Raw genomic sequence first — 17,771 nt, 5'->3', positions numbered from 1 at the left:
AGTAAGGTATGGAAAAGGAACCATGGCAAGAAGATATTTACGACATCGAGGAAAGTCGTTCGGAACGAAGAAGTAGAGGAAATAAGGGAACAGGAGTGGTAGCCAACCGTATTCTAACCATTTTGGCTTGTATTTTCTTTGTTATCGTTGTCGGTATGATTGCTGTTTTAATCTACCTGTCATCTGGTGGAAGTGATCGTACAGCAGCCTTGAAAGATTTTCATGATTCTTCTGCGCCTAAGGTAGAGGAAGTTTCTTCAACATCATCAAGTAGTTCAGTTGAAGTATCAAGTTCTGAAGCAGGATCAACTTCTTCAAGTAGTTCAGAGGAACATACAAATGCTGAGGGAACCATTACTGTCCTTGCAGGTGAAGGTGAAGCAGCTATTGCAGCTAGAGCAGGCATTTCTATTGCCCAGCTTGAAGCCTTGAACCCTGGTCATATGTCTTCAGGAACTTGGTTTGCAAATCCTGGTGATGTCCTTAAGACAAGATAGGAGTTAGAATGAAAACAATTCAGATCGCTATTGATGGACCAGCATCCAGTGGTAAAAGTACAGTAGCTAAGATTATCGCTAAGGACTTTGGCTATACTTATCTGGATACAGGTGCCATGTATCGTGCGGCAACTTATATTGCCTTACAGCATCAAATCAATCCAGAAGAATCCTCTCAGCTCCTTGATTTATTGGATCAATATCCGATTAGTTTTGGGCGTTCTGAGGATGGAGAACAGCTTGTCTATGTCGGTGATGTAGATGTTAGCCATCCAATCAGAGAAAATACTGTGACTAATGCAGTATCAGCTTTTGCAGCTATTCCAGCTATTCGTGAAAAATTGGTAGCTCTCCAGCAAGAAATTGCCCAACAAGGCGGAATCGTCATGGATGGTCGAGATATTGGTACAGTGGTCTTGCCTAAGGCTGAATTGAAGATTTTTCTTGTTGCTTCAGTAGATGAACGTGCAGAACGACGTTATAAGGAAAATCTTTCAAAGGGGATCGAAACAGATTTGGAAACTTTGAAAGAAGAGATTGCTGCGCGTGATTATAAAGATAGTCATCGTGAAACTTCTCCTCTTAAGCAGGCAGATGATGCAATCTATCTGGACACGACAGGACTAAGTATTTTAGAAGTTGTCGAAAAAATTAAATCAGAAGCAGTCAAACATTTTTAATTTGAAATTTTAACCGATTGACCATGATAGTGGTGAGTCGGTTTTTTAGCAATTTGTCAAATTATTAATTTTAAGGTATAATAGTCATTGTTAACGAAAATTTGACAATCAAACAATCATGCAACTATAAGGAGATAAAATGAACAATCTACCAAATTGCCCAAAATGTAATTCAGAATACGTCTATGAAGACGGAGCATTGCTAGTCTGTCCAGAGTGTGCCTATGAATGGAATCCAGCAGAACAAACAGAAGCTGAAGATGGTGTTGTTGCTATTGATGCTAATGGAAATAAATTGGCTGATGGAGACACAGTAACCTTGATCAAAGATTTGAAAGTGAAAGGTGCGCCGAAAGATCTTAAGCAAGGAACACGTGTTAAAAATATCCGTATCGTCGAGGGTGACCACAACATCGACTGTAAGATTGATGGCTTTGGTGCTATGAAACTAAAATCAGAATTTGTTAAAAAGATTTAATCATGACTACTTGGAATAAATTTATTTTTTTCAGTCGGACTTTCTTGTTTTTCGCAGCATTTACAGGGGTTTATCTGGAAATTACCAAACGTGGTGGTTTAGGGATGTTGCTTTACTATACAGTCCTTTCCAATCTTTTGGTTGTCATCTTTACAGCTTATCTTTTGTTAAAGATGCGTAGTGGCGGTGATAGTTGGCAGAGTGCTGGGATTCTACGTCTCAAAGGTGGTGTCACTATGAGTATTATGATTACTTGTGTCATCTATCATTTCATGCTAGCTCCTTTGACGACAGATTTTTACCGTTTGGAAAATTTCCTTTGCCATTATATTGTCCCTCTCTGGTTTTTAGCAGATACAATTATTTTTGATAAGAGTCGTCAATATAAGTTAGTTGATCCCATGCTTTGGACTAGCTTTCCTTTGCTTTATATGATTTTTGCCCTCTTAAACGGTTTTGTTCTAAAGATGGATGTCCCTAATGCTAAGGATAGTCCCTTCCCTTATTTCTTTTTGAATGCTACCAAACATGGTTGGGGCTTTGTCTTTAAATGGGCGGCAACTATCTTTGTTGCCTACATGGTTTCAGGATATCTCTTTTATCTTGTGAAAAGTATTAAAAAATCTAAGAAATAAAAGTACCCAATGTGGGTGCTTTTTTTGTGATAGAGATAATTGTACCCGGACAAATCGATTTATTTTATCTTGTTATGCAGTCTTTTATACCTTACAATAAAACTGTAGCTACCAATACAACTATTGAGGATGAAAAAAATGACTGAAAATCGTTATGAATTAAATAAGAATTTAGCACAGATGCTTAAAGGTGGTGTCATCATGGATGTCCAAAACCCTGAACAAGCAAGAATTGCTGAGGCTGCAGGTGCGGCAGCAGTTATGGCTTTAGAACGAATCCCAGCTGATATTCGTGCAGCGGGTGGTGTCTCTCGCATGAGTGATCCAAAGATGATTAAGGAAATCCAAGAAGCAGTCAGCATTCCAGTTATGGCTAAGGTTCGAATTGGGCATTTTGTTGAAGCTCAGATTTTAGAAGCTATCGAGATTGACTATATCGATGAGAGCGAAGTTCTATCTCCAGCTGACGATCGTTTCCATGTGGACAAGAAAGAATTTCAAGTTCCTTTTGTCTGTGGTGCTAAAGACTTAGGTGAAGCCTTACGTCGTATCGCTGAAGGAGCTTCTATGATTCGTACAAAAGGGGAACCTGGAACAGGAGACATCGTTCAGGCAGTTCGTCATATGCGTATGATGAATCAAGAAATCCGCCGCATTCAAAACCTCCGTGAGGACGAGTTATATGTTGCTGCAAAAGAACTCCAAGTACCTGTAGAATTAGTTCAATACGTTCACGAACATGGAAAACTACCAGTTGTTAACTTTGCGGCTGGAGGGGTTGCAACACCTGCAGATGCTGCTCTTATGATGCAGCTAGGTGCAGAAGGTGTCTTTGTTGGCTCAGGAATTTTCAAGTCAGGTGATCCTGTTAAACGTGCGGCAGCAATTGTCAAGGCTGTTACCAATTATCAGAATCCTCAAATTTTAGCTCAAATCTCTGAAGACTTGGGAGAAGCTATGGTTGGTATCAATGAGAATGAAATCCAAATTCTCATGGCGGAGCGAGGAAAATAGATGAAAATTGGAATATCGGCCTTGCAAGGCGCCTTTGTAGAGCATGAGAAAGTCCTTGCAAAACTAGGAGTTGAAAGTGTTGAACTGCGAAATCTAGAAGACTTTCAGCAACATCGAAGTGAGCTATCAGGTTTGATTTTGCCAGGAGGTGAGTCTACAACTATGGGAAAACTATTGCGAGATCAGCAAATGTTGATTCCTATAAGAGAGGCTATTCTCAATGGTTTACCAGTCTTTGGAACTTGTGCAGGCTTGATTTTGCTAGCGAGACAAATCACTTCTCAAGAGGAAAGCCATCTAGCGACTATGGACATAGTAGTGGAGCGTAATGCCTATGGACGTCAGCTAGGAAGCTTTTATACAGAAGCAGACTGCAAGGGTGTTGGCAAGATTCCCATGACCTTTATCCGTGGACCTATTATTAGTGAAGTTGGTAAGGGTGTCGATGTTCTGTCAGTAGTGAACAATCAAATCGTTGCCGCTCAAGAAAAGAATATGCTAGTGACCTCCTTTCATCCGGAATTGACAAATGATCTTCGCTTGCATCAATACTTTATCAATATGTGCAAATAAAAATAGGTCGGGATTTTCCCGGCCTATTTTTACATGTAATAAACAATGGCAATGTATTGGAGAGCGGAAGCTGCCAGAATGAAGAGGTGCCAGATCATGTGGAAGTATGGTTTCTTCTTAGCATAAAAACCAGCACCAACTGTATAGCAAAGCCCACCTGATACCATAAGAGTCCAAAAGATTGGATTTGTTTGACTGATGATTGCTGGTAGGATAGTCACAACTAGCCAACCCATGATGAGGTAGAGTATCAGACTAAATTTTTCATTGACTTTTTTGGCAAATATTTTATAAAGAATACCAAAAATAGTTGTTCCCCACTGAATGGCGATAATCAGATAACCAAACCAGTTATTCATCAAGGTCAAAACGACAGGAGTATAAGAGCCAGCAATGGCAACATAAATCATGGAATGGTCGATAATGCGCAAGACATACTTATGAGTGGAACCATAAGCCATAGAATGATAAATAGTCGATGAAAGGAACATAAGAAAGAGGCTGATGACGAAGATGGACACACCGACAGACGATAAAAATCCATGAGCTTCATAACTATAAGTCGATGAGATAGGGAGCAAAATCAGCATGATAAGTGCCCCTACAGCATGGGTGACACTGTTTGCTATTTCTTCTCCAAAACTAAGTCGTTTACTAAGTTTGAAACTAGTATTCATTTGTTTCCTCCTCTTCATTTTCTGTATAGACTAGTGCTAGTGTTTGATGATAGAGTTTGACCGTTTGGCAACTTGCTTGGATAATAGGATTGGCTGGGTCTAGGTCCTCATTCATATAGTCTACAAAAGCATTGTAAAGTTCTTCTGAGTTAGTCTCTGTGTGTAGGGTATTAAGGGTTTGAGCAATTTCCTGGATTGAAAAAACAGACTTGAGCGTTGTGATAGCAATCAATCGGGCGATTTGTTTGCGTTTGTATTTTTTCTTTTCAGGTTTGCTGATATAGCCGTGTTTGACATAGTTGTTCACCATTGATGCAGTTAAACCTTTCTCTTTAGCAAGAGAAATAGGGGAACAAACTTTATTTACATAAAGTAGGACCTGATCCAAATAGAGATCAATGTTTGGAATTTCGTCCCATTCTGGGTAGGAAAAAGTAGATTTCATTTCCAACTCCTGTTTATCTAGTTTTGACAACTAGATTATAAAATAATAGAAATAAAAAGTCAAGTTTTAACTGCTTGTAGAAAGCCTTAAATTATGCTATGATGAGAGAAACTAGTCAGAAAAGAGGAGATAAGATGGAAATTCGTTTAGCCTTTCCAAACGAAGTAGATGCAATTATGCAGGTGATCGAGGAAGCTAAAAAAAGCTTGGCGGAAGCTGGTAGTACCCAATGGCAAAATGGTTACCCAAATGCCGACACGATTATTGAAGATATCATCTCTGGTCAGGCTTATGTAGCCTTGGACGAAGGAGAACTTTTAGCCTATGCAGCAGTGACTAAAAGTCCAGAAAAAGCATATGAAGCCATTTATGATGGAAGTTGGGAAGGAAGAGAACCAGAATATCTTGTATTTCACCGGATTGCGGTTTCTAGAGATGTCCAAGGCCAAGGCGTTGCTCAGACCTTCTTAGAAGGCTTGATTGAAGGCTTTGATTACCTGGATTTTCGTTCAGATACACATGCTAAAAATAAGGCCATGCAACATATCTTTGAAAAGCTTGGTTTTAAACAGGTCGGTAAAGTTCCAGTAGATGGGGAACGTTTGGCCTATCAAAAATTAAAATCAAATGCCTAAGCAGTATGCAAAGATGCTGTACAAGTCTCCGATTGGAATCTTATCTTTGGTAGCAGATGATCACTATCTGTTTGGGATATGGGTTGAAGCACAGAGTTATTTCGAGAGAGGCTTGTCGCTATGTAATCTAGTTGAGGTGAAAAGTCATCCCATTTTAAATCAAATTATTAGCAATTTGGATGCCTATTTTAAAGGACAAAACCAAGATTTGTCTCAGTTACCTTTGGCTCCTGTTGGTAGTTATTTCGAAAAAAGAGTCTGGAACTACTTGCGAGGAATTCCTTTTGGTCAGACAGTTACTTATGGACAAATAGCTAAGGATTTGCAGATAGCTTCGGCTCAGGCAATCGGAGGAGCAGTAGGACGTAATCCTTGGTCAATCCTAGTACCTTGTCACCGCGTACTAGGTGCTGGTAATCGTCTAACAGGCTTTGCTTCAGGAATTGACAAGAAGGCTTGGCTCTTAAAGCATGAAGGTGCAGCATTTCAAGAGAATAAAGAACAGAAAGAAAAGAAAATGTTAGAATTTATCGAATATCCAAAATGTACAACTTGTAAGAAAGCAAAAAAGGAGTTAGATCAACTTGGACTAGAATATAAAGATGTTCATATCGTTGAAGAGACTCCGAGTGAAAATATCATTTTAAACTGGCTTGAAACTTCAGGATTTGAGTTGAAGCAATTTTTCAATACCAGTGGAATTAAATACCGTGAACTGGGCTTAAAAGATAAGGTTGGGACTTTATCCAATAAAGAAGCAGCCAAACTCTTGGCCAGTGATGGTATGTTATTAAAACGTCCAATATTAGTGGAGAATGGTGTTGTTAAACAAATTGGCTATCGTAAAGCCTACGACAACTTGGATTTGAAATAGTTTTTTTCTATCTCCTTGATAGGTAAAATATATAACCTCACACTTTTAAAGTATGATAAACTAATAGGTAGACAAAGACTCTTCTGCACGTAGCAAATATTTTAAATCTAGGCAGAAGTATGATAGAATGATTCATTATCAGGAGAGGATGTTTCTATGAATGTTACAACACTTTTAGCATCAGATTGGTACCAAAACTTGATGCAGTATATTCCAGACGGTAAACTGTTTAGTTTTCGTTCTGTCTTTGATGGGATTCCAAGAATTGTACAACAATTGCCAACAACATTGATGTTGACAGTATTTGGTGCTTTTTTTGGTATCATCTTGGCCTTGGTTTTTGCTATTGTAAAAATTAATCGAGTTAGAATTCTTTATCCATTACAAGCATTCTTTGTTAGTTTCTTAAAAGGGACACCAATCCTAGTGCAGCTGATGTTGACTTACTATGGAATTCCTCTGGCATTAAAAGCGTTGAATCAACAATGGGGAACTGCTTTTAATATTAATGCGATTCCGGCTGCAGCTTTTGCCATTGTAGCTTTTGCTTTTAACGAAGCAGCTTACGCTAGTGAAACTATCCGTGCTGCTATTCTTTCTGTCAATCCTGGAGAGATTGAAGCTGCTCGTAGTCTTGGGATGACACGTGCTCAAGTCTATCGTCGTGTGATTATTCCAAATGCAGCGGTAGTAGCGACTCCAACCTTGATTAACTCCCTAATCGGTTTAACTAAGGGAACTTCCCTAGCCTTTAGTGCGGGTGTTGTAGAAGTCTTTGCCCAAGCTCAGATTTTGGGTGGTGCAGACTACCGTTACTTCGAACGTTTCATCTCAGTTGCTCTTGTATACTGGGTGGTAAATATCGCTATTGAAAATCTTGGTCGCTTTATTGAGAGAAAAATGGCCATCGAAGCACCAGATAATGTAAAAACAGATGTGAAAGGAGACCTTCGCTAATGATTAAGATTTCAAATTTAAGCAAATCCTTTTCAGGTCAAACCGTCTTGGATCATCTGAATTTAGATATTCAAAAAGGGGAAGTAGTTGCTTTGATTGGTTCATCTGGAGCAGGAAAATCTACCTTTCTTCGTAGCCTAAATTACCTGGAAACACCTGATAGCGGAAGTATTCAGATTGATGATTTCAAAGTGGATTTTTCTCAAATTACTCAAGATGAAATCTTGACTCTTCGTCGCAAGTTGTCCATGGTGTTCCAACAGTTCAACTTATTTGAACGTAGAACAGCCCTAGACAATGTCAAGGAAGGTTTGGTAGTTGTTAAAAAACTTTCCGACGAAGAAGCAACGAAGATTGCCAAAGAAGAGCTGGCTAAGGTTGGTCTTTCTGATCGCCAACAGCACTATCCTCGCCACTTATCAGGTGGACAAAAACAACGGGTAGCTTTGGCGCGTGCTTTGGCCATGAAGCCAGCAATCTTGCTCTTGGATGAGCCTACTTCAGCCCTTGACCCAGAGTTGGTCGGTGAAGTGGAGAAATCTATCGCAGATGCTGCAAAATCAGGTCAAACCATGGTTTTGGTTAGTCACGATATGTCATTTGTTGCTCAAGTAGCTGATAAGGTTTTATTCTTGGATAAAGGAAAAATTATCGAGACTGGAACTCCTGATGAGATTATCAACCACCCAAAAGAAGAACGAACAAAAGAGTTCTTTGCTAGTTACAAACGGACCTATATTTGATATAATAGGAGATAAGAAAGACTCAGTTGGCTAGGCTAACTGGGTTTGCTCTTTAAAATTAATAGAAATGAGAGAGAGCATGCTAGTTCAGCTATTTGCTTTGTATTTAGAGAGTTTAGTGTTGACAATTCTACTGGTCTTGATTATTTTGGGACTCTGGATTGGACTTAGAGCTCTGTCGGGGGTTGACAAAACTGCTAAAGCACGTCAAGCCCATCTCTACGATATGATTATGATTGGAGTTTTAACAATTCCAGTATTGTCATTTGCAACCATGAGCATCTTGTTGGTTCTCAAGGCTTAATAGTTGTAAAATGGGATTTAATTCGTTAGAATAAAAATGGTTACAACAAGAAAGAAGGAAATAGAATGTACGATACGATTATTATCGGTGCAGGTCCTGCTGGGATGACTGCAGCCTTGTATGCAGCACGCAGTAATTTGAAAGTGGCTTTGATTGAAGGGGGCCTTCCAGGAGGTCAGATGAATAATACTTCTGACATTGAAAACTATCCAGGTTATGCTAATATCAGTGGTCCTGAATTAGCTGAAAAAATGTTTGAACCTCTTGAAAATCTGGGTGTTGAGCATCTCTATGGCTTCGTTGAAAATGTTGAGGATCATGGGGAATTCAAAAAAGTCGTAATAGACGACCAAGTTTATGAAACTCGTACAGTTATAGTAGCGACTGGTTCCAAACACCGTCTCTTGGGAGTTCCAGGTGAAGAAGAACTCAATAGCCGTGGTGTTTCTTACTGTGCGGTTTGTGATGGAGCCTTTTTCCGCGACCAAGATTTGTTGGTCGTAGGTGGAGGTGACTCAGCAGTTGAAGAAGCAATCTTCTTAACACGATTTGCTAAGTCTGTAACTATCATTCACCGTCGTGATGAACTTCGTGCTCAAAAAGTCTTGCAAGATAGAGCTTTTGCCAATGAAAAAATCAACTTCATTTGGGATTCGGTTGTCAAAGAAATCAAGGGTGAGAACCGTGTTGAGTCGGTTGCCATTGAAAATGTTAAAACTGGACAAGTGACAGAACAAGCCTTTGGTGGTGTCTTCATCTATGTTGGATTGGACCCTGTTAGTGACTTCGTACAAGAGTTGCAGATTCGAGACCAAGCGGGTTGGATTGTGACAGATGATCACATGAAGACAAGTGTTGCAGGTATTTTTGCTGTTGGTGATGTTCGTCAAAAAGACCTTCGACAAGTTACAACAGCTGTTGGAGATGGTGCTATTGCAGGTCAAGAGGCCTATAAATATATTACTGAACATAGTTAAAAAGGCGGTGGGATAGAAATCGATAGACAAAGTCTCGATTTCGTAGTCCCAGCCCCGCGAGGATGATTAGGAGCTTTTTGGAGTCTAAAAGACGAACAAAAAGTTCAATCAGCTACCGCGTCAAAGTTTGATTGCTAATAAAAAGTGAGGTCGGGATCTTTTGTCCCAACCTCACTTTTTATTAGAGTCGATTGCGGAATACTTCGTACATGAGAATGGCTGCAGCGACGCTGGCATTGAGGCTCTGTACGTGCCCATTCATTGGAATAGTTATCATCTCGTCCACTTGTTTTTTGATGTTGCTAGAGATACCTTTGCCTTCATTTCCGATGATGAGAGCAATCTTTCCTTTGGTATTCCATTTGTGGCAAGGAGTTCCGTTCATATCAGTACCAAATGTCCAGAAATCTTCATCCTTAAGTTTGTCCAAGGTTTGGCTGAGATTGGTCACGCGAGCGATAGGAACGTGTTCAATCGCACCTGTTGCTGTTTTTGCTACGACAGGAGTAACACCGACAGCTCGATGTTTGGGAATGATGACACCTGAAACATTGGTTGCATCTGCTGTTCTCAAGATAGAACCAAGATTATGTGGGTCCGTCAAACCATCAAGGATTAGTAGTAGTGGGTTTTCTTCCTGGCGTGTCTTAGCAAGAATCTGCTCAAGTTCAGTGTAGGCAAATTCAGAAACGCGCAAGACAAAACCTTGATGAACAGCTCCTTCAGTCATCTCAGAAAGTGATTTTTTGGAAGTCCAAGAAATGGATACTTTCTTTTCAGTAGCCAATTCCTTAACTTTTTCCACATTCTTTCCTCGTAAATCTTCCTGAAGGTAGAGTTTGTTTCCAGTATTTGCTAAAAGAGCTTCTGTGACGGCATGAATGCCATAGACAATATCGTTTGTTTTCATATCTTCATTATAACACAAAATCCCGTCTTGCAACGGGATTTTCTTTATTCAAGAATGAGCAGGCCATCTTTAACTTCAAATGGGTCTTTTTCATTGATACGATCATAGAACATAATGCCATTTAAGTGGTCAATTTCGTGTTGAACTACGATTGAGTTATAGCCCTTAAGTTTGATGCGGTGCTTTTCTCCATCCTTATCAAAATAGTCGACAGTTACTCGAGCGTGGCGGATAACATAACCTGGAACAGCACGGTCAACAGACAAGCAACCTTCTCCTTCGCCTAAGGCAGCATCTTGGACTGAATGTGAGATGATTTTAGGATTGTACATAACAGCTTGTAAGTCATAGGCTTCTTGAGGAGTTTCACCTTCCTCAGTGATATTTGGTACCAGTACGGCGATGATGCGTTTTGAGATGTCGAGCTGCGGTGCAGCAAGTCCAACTCCTCCACGTAGACCTAATTTTTCAGCCATAACAGGATCTTGCGAGTGTTTCAAAAATTGCATCATTTTTTCTCCAAGAATGATATCTTGATCACTCAAGGGGAAGCTGACTTCCTCGGCAACGGCACGAAGAGTAGGGTTCCCTTCGCGGATAATATCTTTCATATCAATTAAATGAGCAGCTTTGGTAATTCGTTCTATAGCAGACATATTCTTTCCTTTCCTTCTATTACAATTACATGATAACACAAAACAGATGAGAAAGAAAGTCACAGAAGTTGCTAAAAAATAATATAATAAAAGGAAATACTAATTTGTCTGTGGTATAATAAGGTAAGGAGACTTGCATCAAAAAGCAAGGAGAAAAAATATGGAACAACGTAATAGTAGAAGAAAAAATGGTCCTGTTTTACATGCTATTAGACATTCTGTTCGATTTTTCAGGAATTATAAGCAGTGGGATAATCGTACTTTTATTGTGGTCTTGTTAGCTTCGGTAGCTGTCTCGATGATTTTTACTTTATTAGCGGAAGGAGCTCGAGGGATTTCTTTAAGCAGTAGTTATCCAAGTGCTGTGCAGAAAAAGTTAAATTCTCAGGAAAAGAATGCAGATACGGAGCAAGAAACAAGTGCGCGTATAATGGCAAATGGGGATTTGCTCTATCATATTCCGATTTATAGAACTGCTCTAAAAGAAGATGGGACTTATGATTTCCATGAAAATTTTGAGTATGTAAAATCATGGCTCAAGCAAGCTGACTTAGTCATCGGTGATTTTGAAGGAACTGTAAATAAAGACCATTATCTCGCAGGTTACCCCTTGTTTAATGCACCTGGTGAAGTCATGGATGCTATAAAGGATGCTGGTTATCAGGTCTTAGACTTGGCTCACAATCATATTTTGGATTCTCAGATTGAGGGAGTTTTTTCAACTGCAGATGCTATCGAAAAAGCTGGAATGACACCAATTGGTGTTTATACCCATGAACCACGAGAGAAAGCACCGATAGTCATCAAGGAAGTTAACGGGATTAAAGTTGCCCTTTTAGCCTATTCTTATGGATTTAACGGCATTGAAGAATACATTTCTAAAGAAGACTATGATAATCATCTTTCTGACTTAAATGAAGACAAGATGAAGGCTGAAATTGAACGAGCAGAGAGGGAAGCGGATATTACAATTATCATGCCTCAGATGGGAATTGAGTACCAATTGGAACCAACTGAAGAACAAAAGATTCTCTATCACAAGATGATTGATTGGGGAGCTGATATTATCTTTGGTGGTCATCCTCACGTAGTTGAGCCTGCTGAAACGGTTGAGAAAGATGGGGACAAGAAACTCATTATCTATTCTATGGGGAATTTCATCTCAAATCAGCGAATTGAAACTATGCAAGATGAGGAAAATGCAAAATGGACAGAACGTGGTGTTCTCATGGATGTGACTATTAAGAAAAAAGCAGGTAAGACTACGATTGAGACAGCTCAAGCTCATCCTAGCTGGGTTAATAGAACACCAAAAGGAACTTATTCTCCTGAAGGCTATCCGCTCTATCTGTACCAGACCTACATTTTAGAAGATTTTATAGAGGGTGGGAAATATCGTAGTCAATTAGATGAAGATACCAAGGAACGGATTGATACAGCCTATAAAGAAATGAATGAACATGTAGGTTTGAAGTGGTAGTGACTTGGACCACAAGGAGACACAATGGATATTAAGATAATAGCGACGGATATGGACGGTACTTTGTTAGATCCTAAAGGACAATTGGATCTAACACGCCTCGAAAAAATCTTGGACCGACTCGATCAACGTGGCGTTCGTTTTGTCATTGCAACGGGAAATGAAGTTCATCGAATGCGACAATTACTGGGACATCTAGCAGAAAGAGTAGTTCTTGTGGTTGCTAATGGTGCTCGTATATTCGAAAATGATCAATTGATTCAAGCTCAGACTTGGGCTGATACTATGGTTGATAGGGCTTTGGGCCATTTTAAAGGCAGAGAGTGCCAGGATCAGTTTGTCGTAACTGCTATGAATGGCGGTTTTGTCAAGGAAGGAACTGTCTTTACAGAACTTGATAAATTTATGACTCCGGAGATGATAGAGAAATTCTATCAACGAATGCACTTTGTTGATGAATTTGACTCCAGTCTCTTTGGAGGTGTCCTCAAGATGAGTATGGTTGTTGGAGAAGAACGATCAGATGTGGTTGTACAGGAAATCAATGACTTGTTTGATGGTCATGTTCGAGCTGTTTCGAGTGGCTACGGCTGTATTGATATCTTACAGGATGGCATTCATAAGGCATGGGGCTTAGAGGAGTTGCTCAAACGTTGGGACTTGAAACCTGAACAAATTATGGCCTTTGGTGATAGTGAAAATGATATCGAAATGTTAGAGTTAGCAGGTGTTTCTTATGCGATGGAAAATGCTGAGGAGACTGTCAAAGAAGTAGCCACCCAAATAGCACCAGCTAACAGTCAGGCAGGGGTTTACCAAGTTTTAGAAAACTGGCTAGAAGAAGGAGAATAACTTGGCAGTACAGCTTTTAGAAAATTGGCTCTTAAAAGAGCAAGAGAAAATTCAAACCAAGTATCGTGAACTTAATCAAATCTCGGTAATTGAACCAGATATCATTTTTATTGGGGATTCTATTATTGAGTATTATCCCTTGCAAGAATTATTGGGAACGTCAAAAAACATTGTGAACCGAGGGATTCGAGGCTACCAGACGGGACTTTTACGAGAAAATCTTGATGCTCATCTCTATGGCGATGCAGTGGACCAAATTGTACTATTGATTGGGACAAATGACATTGGAAAAGATGTTCCAATGAATGAAGCGCTAAACAATCTTGAAAGCGTGATTCAAAGTATTTCTCGCGACTATCCACTGTCACAGATAAAGCTAGTTTCTATTCTGCCAGCTCATCAAGGGGAAGAATACAAACAGACAGTTTATATTCGTACCAATGAGAAGATCATGGCCTGGAACCAAGCCTATCAAGACCTTGCCTCTGCCTATATGCAGGTTGAATTTGTGCCTGTTTTTGAGAACTTACTCGATCAGGAAGGGCAACTCAAGGCAGACTATACAACGGATGGTCTTCACCTCAGTGTCGCTGGTTATCAAGCTTTATCAAATACTTTAAAAAAATATATTTTCTAGGTTTAGTATAGATGAACAAGATTTTTTATGATTAATATTTTTGGTAAAATAAATATGTTGCTAATATTATTAAAAAAATTCTCTCAATACTAGCGATCTCATGTTAGTTGATGATACCATTCACCTGTCGGAGGATATACTAAATAATAGATCTTGAAAGTATTAAAATCTGGATAAATTGATTAAGGAAGTCAAATCAATTTCTAGCAATGTTTTAGAAGTCACAGTGGACTATTCTGTATGCAATCTACTATCTGCTCTTCATTTGACAATTCGATACAATAAAAAGCTCCATAATATCTATAGGAATTTGCCTATTACAAATATTATCGAGCTTTTTTTGGCTCTTTCCTACTATTTGTCAAGTCTATCAAGGTTTTAAGAATCAAATGAGACAAGACAGTAGCTATTTTGAGGCTACTGTCATATTTTCAACAAAAATAAATCGTTTTCACTTGACAAAAATTGGTCTATACCATATAATAAAATAAAGAATATGGAGGACAAAATTATGAAAGTTATTCAAGTGGAAAATCCAATTGAAGGTGGAAAAGTTGCTTTTGATATCTTAAAAGAAAAATTGGAAAACGGTGCACAAACATTGGGACTTGCAACAGGAAGCAGTCCTTTGGAGTTTTATCAACGAATCGTTGAGAGCGATCTTGATTTTTCAAATCTTACAAGTGTAAACTTGGATGAGTACGTAGGTCTTGATGGGGACAATCCTCAATCATACCGTTACTTTATGCAAGAAAATCTTTTCAACAAGAAACCATTTAAAGAAAGTTTCTTGCCACGTGGTGTCAAGGATAATGCAGAAGCAGAAGTAGAACGCTACAACCAAATTCTTGCTGACCATCCAGTTGACCTACAAATCTTAGGAATTGGTCGCAATGGTCATATTGGCTTTAATGAACCAGGCACACCATTTGATAGCCAAACTCACCTTGTAGAGCTAGATCAGTCTACAATCGAAGCTAACGCGCGCTTCTTTGAGAAGATTGAAGATGTTCCAACCCAAGCTATTTCAATGGGGATTAAGAACATTTTGGATGCTAAGTCTATCCTTCTATTTGCTTATGGTGAATCAAAAGCAGAAGCTATCGCTGGAACTGTTGAAGGGCCAGTGACAGAAAGTCTACCGGCAAGTAGCCTGCAAAACCATCCAGATGTGACCATTATCGCAGATGCAGCAGCACTCAGCTTGTTAAAAAAATAAGATTTTAATCATTAAAAACCATTCGATCCTGTGGATTGGGTGGTTTTTTGGTCTGGATATTTTTCAAATATGATGAGGGATGAAAATCAAAATTTTTTGTATTTTTTACATGAAGAAGACAAATTTGACTGTTCATCACTTTCTGCTTTATGTCAGTATTTAGCAAAGTTAGAAACTATTAGTTTAGGTCAAGTAAAGGATTTATATTTTATTCGAGAGCAAATACTGAAACATTTTGTTGATCACGTTGACAGCAAGGACTTATATATCATTTTTGATCTACCGTCAGTTTATTGGGAGTACCTAGACCACATGGGGTTAGAAATTAAAAAATTAAGTGTTCGTTTAGAACAAACCTTAGAAGTGGAGAACTAGGCTAGATATAATGGTAAAATCTTGTAAATTTTAAATGGAATGATTTGGGAGAATTTCATTTTTTTCTTGACAATTTTCTTCATTCCGTGTAAAATAGAATAGATCTTGAACTTGAAGGGAGTGAAAAAAATGTCTAAAACAGTAGTACGTAAGAATGAATCTCTTGACGATGCTCTTCGTCGTTTCAAACGTGCAGTTACTAAAGCTGGTACTCTTCAAGAAACACGCAAACGTGAATTCTATGAAAAACCTTCTGTAAAACGTAAACGTAAGTCAGAAGCAGCTCGTAAACGTAAAAAATTCTAATTAATAAGAAAGGCTAGAGTAATCTAGTCTTTTTTGCTTTAAATAAATCCTATAAATCCTGCAAAATTCTGAAACTTCCTCCTACAATTTGATATAATAGAGGGAAGAACTTGATTGAAGGAGAAAATTATGTCGGTTTTAGTCAAAGAAGTGATTGATAAGCTCAGACTAGACATTGTCTATGGTGAGCCAGAATTACTTGAAAAGAAAATCAATACTGCGGATATTACGCGACCAGGGCTTGAAATGACGGGGTATTTTGACTACTATACTCCAGAGCGGATTCAGTTACTGGGAATGAAAGAGTGGTCTTATCTGATTAGTATGTCTTCTCATAACCGCTACCAGGTTTTGAAAAAGATGTTTCAACCAGAAACACCTGCAGTTATTGTTGCGCGTGGTTTAGTAGTTCCAGAGGAAATGCTAAAGGCCGCTAGAGAATGTAAAATCGCTATTTTAACGAGTCGTACAGCAACAAGTCGTCTGTCTGGAGAATTGTCAAGTTACCTAGATTCTCGTTTGGCTGAGCGTGAAAGTGTACATGGTGTCTTGATGGATATCTATGGTATGGGTGTGTTAATCCAAGGCGACAGTGGTATTGGTAAGAGTGAGACAGGTCTAGAACTCGTGAAACGAGGACACCGTTTGGTAGCTGATGACCGTGTAGATATCTTTGCTAAGGATGAAATGACTCTCTGGGGTGAACCAGCTGAAATCTTGAAGCATTTACTTGAGATTCGTGGTGTTGGTATTATAGATGTGATGAGTCTTTATGGTGCCAGTGCAGTTAAGGATTCTTCACAAGTTCAGTTGGCTGTCTATCTAGAAAATTATGACACGCAAAAGACTTTTGATCGTCTAGGCAATAATGCTGAGGAATTGGAGATTTCTGGAGTAGCTATTCCACGTATCCGCATTCCTGTAAAAACAGGACGTAATATTTCTGTCGTTATCGAAGCAGCAGCGATGAATTATCGTGCTAAGGAAATGGGCTTTGATGCTACTCGACTATTTGAAGAAAGATTGACAAATCTGATTGCAAAGAACGAGGTGAAAAATGATTGATCCAATCGCTTTTCAAATTGGTCCTTTAGCTGTTAGATGGTATGCACTCTGCATCGTTTCAGGTCTTGTTTTAGCGGTATACCTTGCCAGTAAAGAAGCGCCTAAAAAGAAGATTTTATCTGATGATATTTTGGACTTCATCTTAATTGCCTTTCCTTTGTCAATCATTGGAGCTAGACTCTACTATGTTATTTTTAGATTTGATTATTATAGCCAACATCTGGGAGAGATTTTTGCTATTTGGAATGGTGGTCTTGCCATATACGGTGGTTTAATTACTGGCGCGATTGTACTCTATATCTTTGCTGATCGCAAATTAATCAATACTTGGGATTTCTTAGATATTGCAGCTCCTAGCGTCATGATTGCTCAGAGTCTAGGGCGTTGGGGAAACTTCTTTAACCAAGAAGCTTATGGAGCAGTCGTTGAAAATCTAGACTATTTACCTGGTTTTATTAAGAATCAGATGTATATTGATGGCTCATACCGCCAACCAACCTTCTTATACGAGTCTATCTGGAATCTGATCGGTTTTGCCTTGATTGTCATTTTTAGACGCCGATTAAAGAGTATCCGTCGTGGTCATATCACTGCCTTTTATCTAATTTGGTACGGATTTGGACGTATGATTATTGAGGGCATGCGTACGGATAGTCTCATGTTCTTTGGACTCCGAGTATCTCAGTGGTTGTCTGCCCTATTGATTGGCCTTGGTATTTATATCATCTTTTATCAATATCGGAAAAAAGCACCATTTTATAATGTAAAAAAGGAGAATTAAA

Annotated in this window: 24 protein-coding genes and 1 pseudogene; 21 read left to right on the top strand and 4 right to left on the bottom strand. The window is 39.0% G+C overall.

The window, feature by feature from the left end; genetic code table 11:
• Positions 1-8: 8 nt before the first annotated feature.
• The 6 genes from QEZ38_RS00150 to pdxT all read left to right on the top strand — a co-directional run bounded on the left by QEZ38_RS00150 (position 9) and on the right by pdxT (position 3,877).
• A complete protein-coding gene (locus QEZ38_RS00150) occupies positions 9-497 on the top strand; it encodes an SAG1386/EF1546 family surface-associated protein (protein WP_281334601.1) in 489 nt (162 codons plus the stop codon).
• Positions 498-505: 8 nt separating this feature from the next.
• Complete coding sequence (gene cmk, locus QEZ38_RS00145; RefSeq protein WP_075230401.1) at positions 506-1,177, top strand: (d)CMP kinase; 672 nt, start codon at positions 506-508, stop codon at positions 1,175-1,177.
• 139 nt (positions 1,178-1,316) lie between these two features.
• Positions 1,317-1,655 (top strand): zinc ribbon domain-containing protein YjdM, encoded by a 339-nt coding sequence (locus QEZ38_RS00140; protein ID WP_075230400.1) that lies wholly within the window; start codon positions 1,317-1,319, stop codon positions 1,653-1,655.
• 2 nt (positions 1,656-1,657) lie between these two features.
• Positions 1,658-2,290, top strand: a complete 633-nt coding sequence (locus QEZ38_RS00135) for a Pr6Pr family membrane protein (protein WP_281334600.1) — start codon at positions 1,658-1,660, stop codon at positions 2,288-2,290.
• Positions 2,291-2,428: 138 nt separating this feature from the next.
• Positions 2,429-3,304, top strand: a complete 876-nt coding sequence (gene pdxS, locus QEZ38_RS00130) for a pyridoxal 5'-phosphate synthase lyase subunit PdxS (protein ID WP_006153788.1) — start codon at positions 2,429-2,431, stop codon at positions 3,302-3,304.
• Complete coding sequence (gene pdxT / locus QEZ38_RS00125) at positions 3,305-3,877, top strand: pyridoxal 5'-phosphate synthase glutaminase subunit PdxT (RefSeq protein WP_153224914.1); 573 nt, start codon at positions 3,305-3,307, stop codon at positions 3,875-3,877. It abuts the gene before it with no gap.
• Between the two features lie 29 nt (positions 3,878-3,906).
• Here pdxT and trhA read toward each other — a convergent pair whose 3' ends face one another.
• Complete coding sequence (gene trhA / locus QEZ38_RS00120) at positions 3,907-4,554, bottom strand: PAQR family membrane homeostasis protein TrhA (RefSeq protein ID WP_248034616.1); 648 nt, start codon at positions 4,552-4,554, stop codon at positions 3,907-3,909.
• A complete protein-coding gene (locus QEZ38_RS00115; protein ID WP_281334599.1) occupies positions 4,544-4,999 on the bottom strand; it encodes a DUF1836 domain-containing protein in 456 nt (151 codons plus the stop codon). Before QEZ38_RS00115 ends, trhA begins: the two co-directional genes overlap by 11 nt.
• Before the next feature lie 134 nt (positions 5,000-5,133).
• Between QEZ38_RS00115 and QEZ38_RS00110 the strand changes: the two genes are divergently transcribed.
• The 7 genes and pseudogenes from QEZ38_RS00110 to trxB all read left to right on the top strand — a co-directional run bounded on the left by QEZ38_RS00110 (position 5,134) and on the right by trxB (position 9,489).
• Positions 5,134-5,634 (top strand): GNAT family N-acetyltransferase, encoded by a 501-nt coding sequence (locus QEZ38_RS00110; protein WP_281334598.1) that lies wholly within the window; start codon positions 5,134-5,136, stop codon positions 5,632-5,634.
• Positions 5,627-6,136, top strand: a pseudogene (locus QEZ38_RS00105) (methylated-DNA--[protein]-cysteine S-methyltransferase); the annotation flags it as partial. The gene QEZ38_RS00110 and the pseudogene QEZ38_RS00105, both read left to right, overlap by 8 nt.
• Positions 6,137-6,151: 15 nt before the next feature.
• Positions 6,152-6,508, top strand: a complete 357-nt coding sequence (locus QEZ38_RS00100) for a Spx/MgsR family RNA polymerase-binding regulatory protein (protein WP_281334701.1) — start codon at positions 6,152-6,154, stop codon at positions 6,506-6,508.
• 156 nt (positions 6,509-6,664) lie between these two features.
• Positions 6,665-7,465 carry an amino acid ABC transporter permease gene (locus QEZ38_RS00095; protein ID WP_045762916.1) on the top strand — a complete coding sequence of 267 codons (801 nt, stop codon included), beginning with the start codon at positions 6,665-6,667 and terminating at the stop codon, positions 7,463-7,465.
• Positions 7,465-8,208, top strand: a complete 744-nt coding sequence (locus QEZ38_RS00090) for an amino acid ABC transporter ATP-binding protein (protein ID WP_281334597.1) — start codon at positions 7,465-7,467, stop codon at positions 8,206-8,208. Before QEZ38_RS00095 ends, QEZ38_RS00090 begins: the two co-directional genes overlap by 1 nt.
• Positions 8,209-8,287: 79 nt before the next feature.
• A complete protein-coding gene (locus QEZ38_RS00085; RefSeq protein WP_000960970.1) occupies positions 8,288-8,512 on the top strand; it encodes a DUF4059 family protein in 225 nt (74 codons plus the stop codon).
• Positions 8,513-8,577: 65 nt separating this feature from the next.
• On the top strand, positions 8,578-9,489 hold the full coding sequence (gene trxB / locus QEZ38_RS00080; RefSeq protein WP_281334596.1) for a thioredoxin-disulfide reductase: 912 nt from the start codon (positions 8,578-8,580) through the stop codon (positions 9,487-9,489).
• A 181-nt stretch (positions 9,490-9,670) separates the two neighbouring features.
• On the opposite strand, the gene rlmB is transcribed toward trxB, so the two are convergent.
• Both rlmB and def read right to left on the bottom strand, forming a co-directional pair.
• A complete protein-coding gene (rlmB, locus tag QEZ38_RS00075; protein WP_281334595.1) occupies positions 9,671-10,399 on the bottom strand; it encodes a 23S rRNA (guanosine(2251)-2'-O)-methyltransferase RlmB in 729 nt (242 codons plus the stop codon).
• Positions 10,400-10,443: 44 nt separating this feature from the next.
• Positions 10,444-11,055, bottom strand: coding sequence for a peptide deformylase (gene def / locus QEZ38_RS00070; RefSeq protein ID WP_281334594.1), 612 nt, complete (start codon positions 11,053-11,055; stop codon positions 10,444-10,446).
• A 160-nt stretch (positions 11,056-11,215) separates the two neighbouring features.
• On the opposite strand from def, the gene QEZ38_RS00065 reads away from it, so the two are divergent.
• The 8 genes from QEZ38_RS00065 (at position 11,216) to lgt (ending at position 17,770) form a co-directional block, all read left to right on the top strand.
• Positions 11,216-12,535: a CapA family protein gene (locus QEZ38_RS00065; RefSeq protein ID WP_281334593.1), complete on the top strand. Its 1,320-nt coding sequence runs from the start codon at positions 11,216-11,218 to the stop codon at positions 12,533-12,535.
• A gap of 24 nt (positions 12,536-12,559) precedes the next feature.
• Positions 12,560-13,387, top strand: coding sequence for a Cof-type HAD-IIB family hydrolase (locus QEZ38_RS00060; RefSeq protein WP_281334592.1), 828 nt, complete (start codon positions 12,560-12,562; stop codon positions 13,385-13,387).
• 1 nt (position 13,388) lies between these two features.
• Positions 13,389-14,024: an SGNH/GDSL hydrolase family protein gene (locus QEZ38_RS00055; protein WP_281334591.1), complete on the top strand. Its 636-nt coding sequence runs from the start codon at positions 13,389-13,391 to the stop codon at positions 14,022-14,024.
• 511 nt (positions 14,025-14,535) lie between these two features.
• Positions 14,536-15,243: a glucosamine-6-phosphate deaminase gene (locus tag QEZ38_RS00050; protein ID WP_049508421.1), complete on the top strand. Its 708-nt coding sequence runs from the start codon at positions 14,536-14,538 to the stop codon at positions 15,241-15,243.
• A 69-nt stretch (positions 15,244-15,312) separates the two neighbouring features.
• Positions 15,313-15,618, top strand: a complete 306-nt coding sequence (locus QEZ38_RS00045; protein ID WP_281334590.1) for a hypothetical protein — start codon at positions 15,313-15,315, stop codon at positions 15,616-15,618.
• A 129-nt stretch (positions 15,619-15,747) separates the two neighbouring features.
• Positions 15,748-15,924, top strand: coding sequence for a 30S ribosomal protein S21 (gene rpsU / locus QEZ38_RS00040; protein WP_000048054.1), 177 nt, complete (start codon positions 15,748-15,750; stop codon positions 15,922-15,924).
• 129 nt (positions 15,925-16,053) lie between these two features.
• Positions 16,054-16,989 carry an HPr(Ser) kinase/phosphatase gene (gene hprK, locus QEZ38_RS00035; RefSeq protein WP_049526992.1) on the top strand — a complete coding sequence of 312 codons (936 nt, stop codon included), beginning with the start codon at positions 16,054-16,056 and terminating at the stop codon, positions 16,987-16,989.
• Positions 16,982-17,770, top strand: coding sequence for a prolipoprotein diacylglyceryl transferase (gene lgt / locus QEZ38_RS00030; RefSeq protein WP_281334589.1), 789 nt, complete (start codon positions 16,982-16,984; stop codon positions 17,768-17,770). The genes hprK and lgt overlap by 8 nt, the downstream gene beginning before the upstream one ends.
• Position 17,771 lies beyond the last annotated feature (1 nt).

This window comes from Streptococcus taonis, from assembly GCF_029948085.1.
Lineage (GTDB): Bacteria > Bacillota > Bacilli > Lactobacillales > Streptococcaceae > Streptococcus > Streptococcus taonis.
This window is presented reverse-complemented; position numbering and strand designations above follow the sequence as displayed.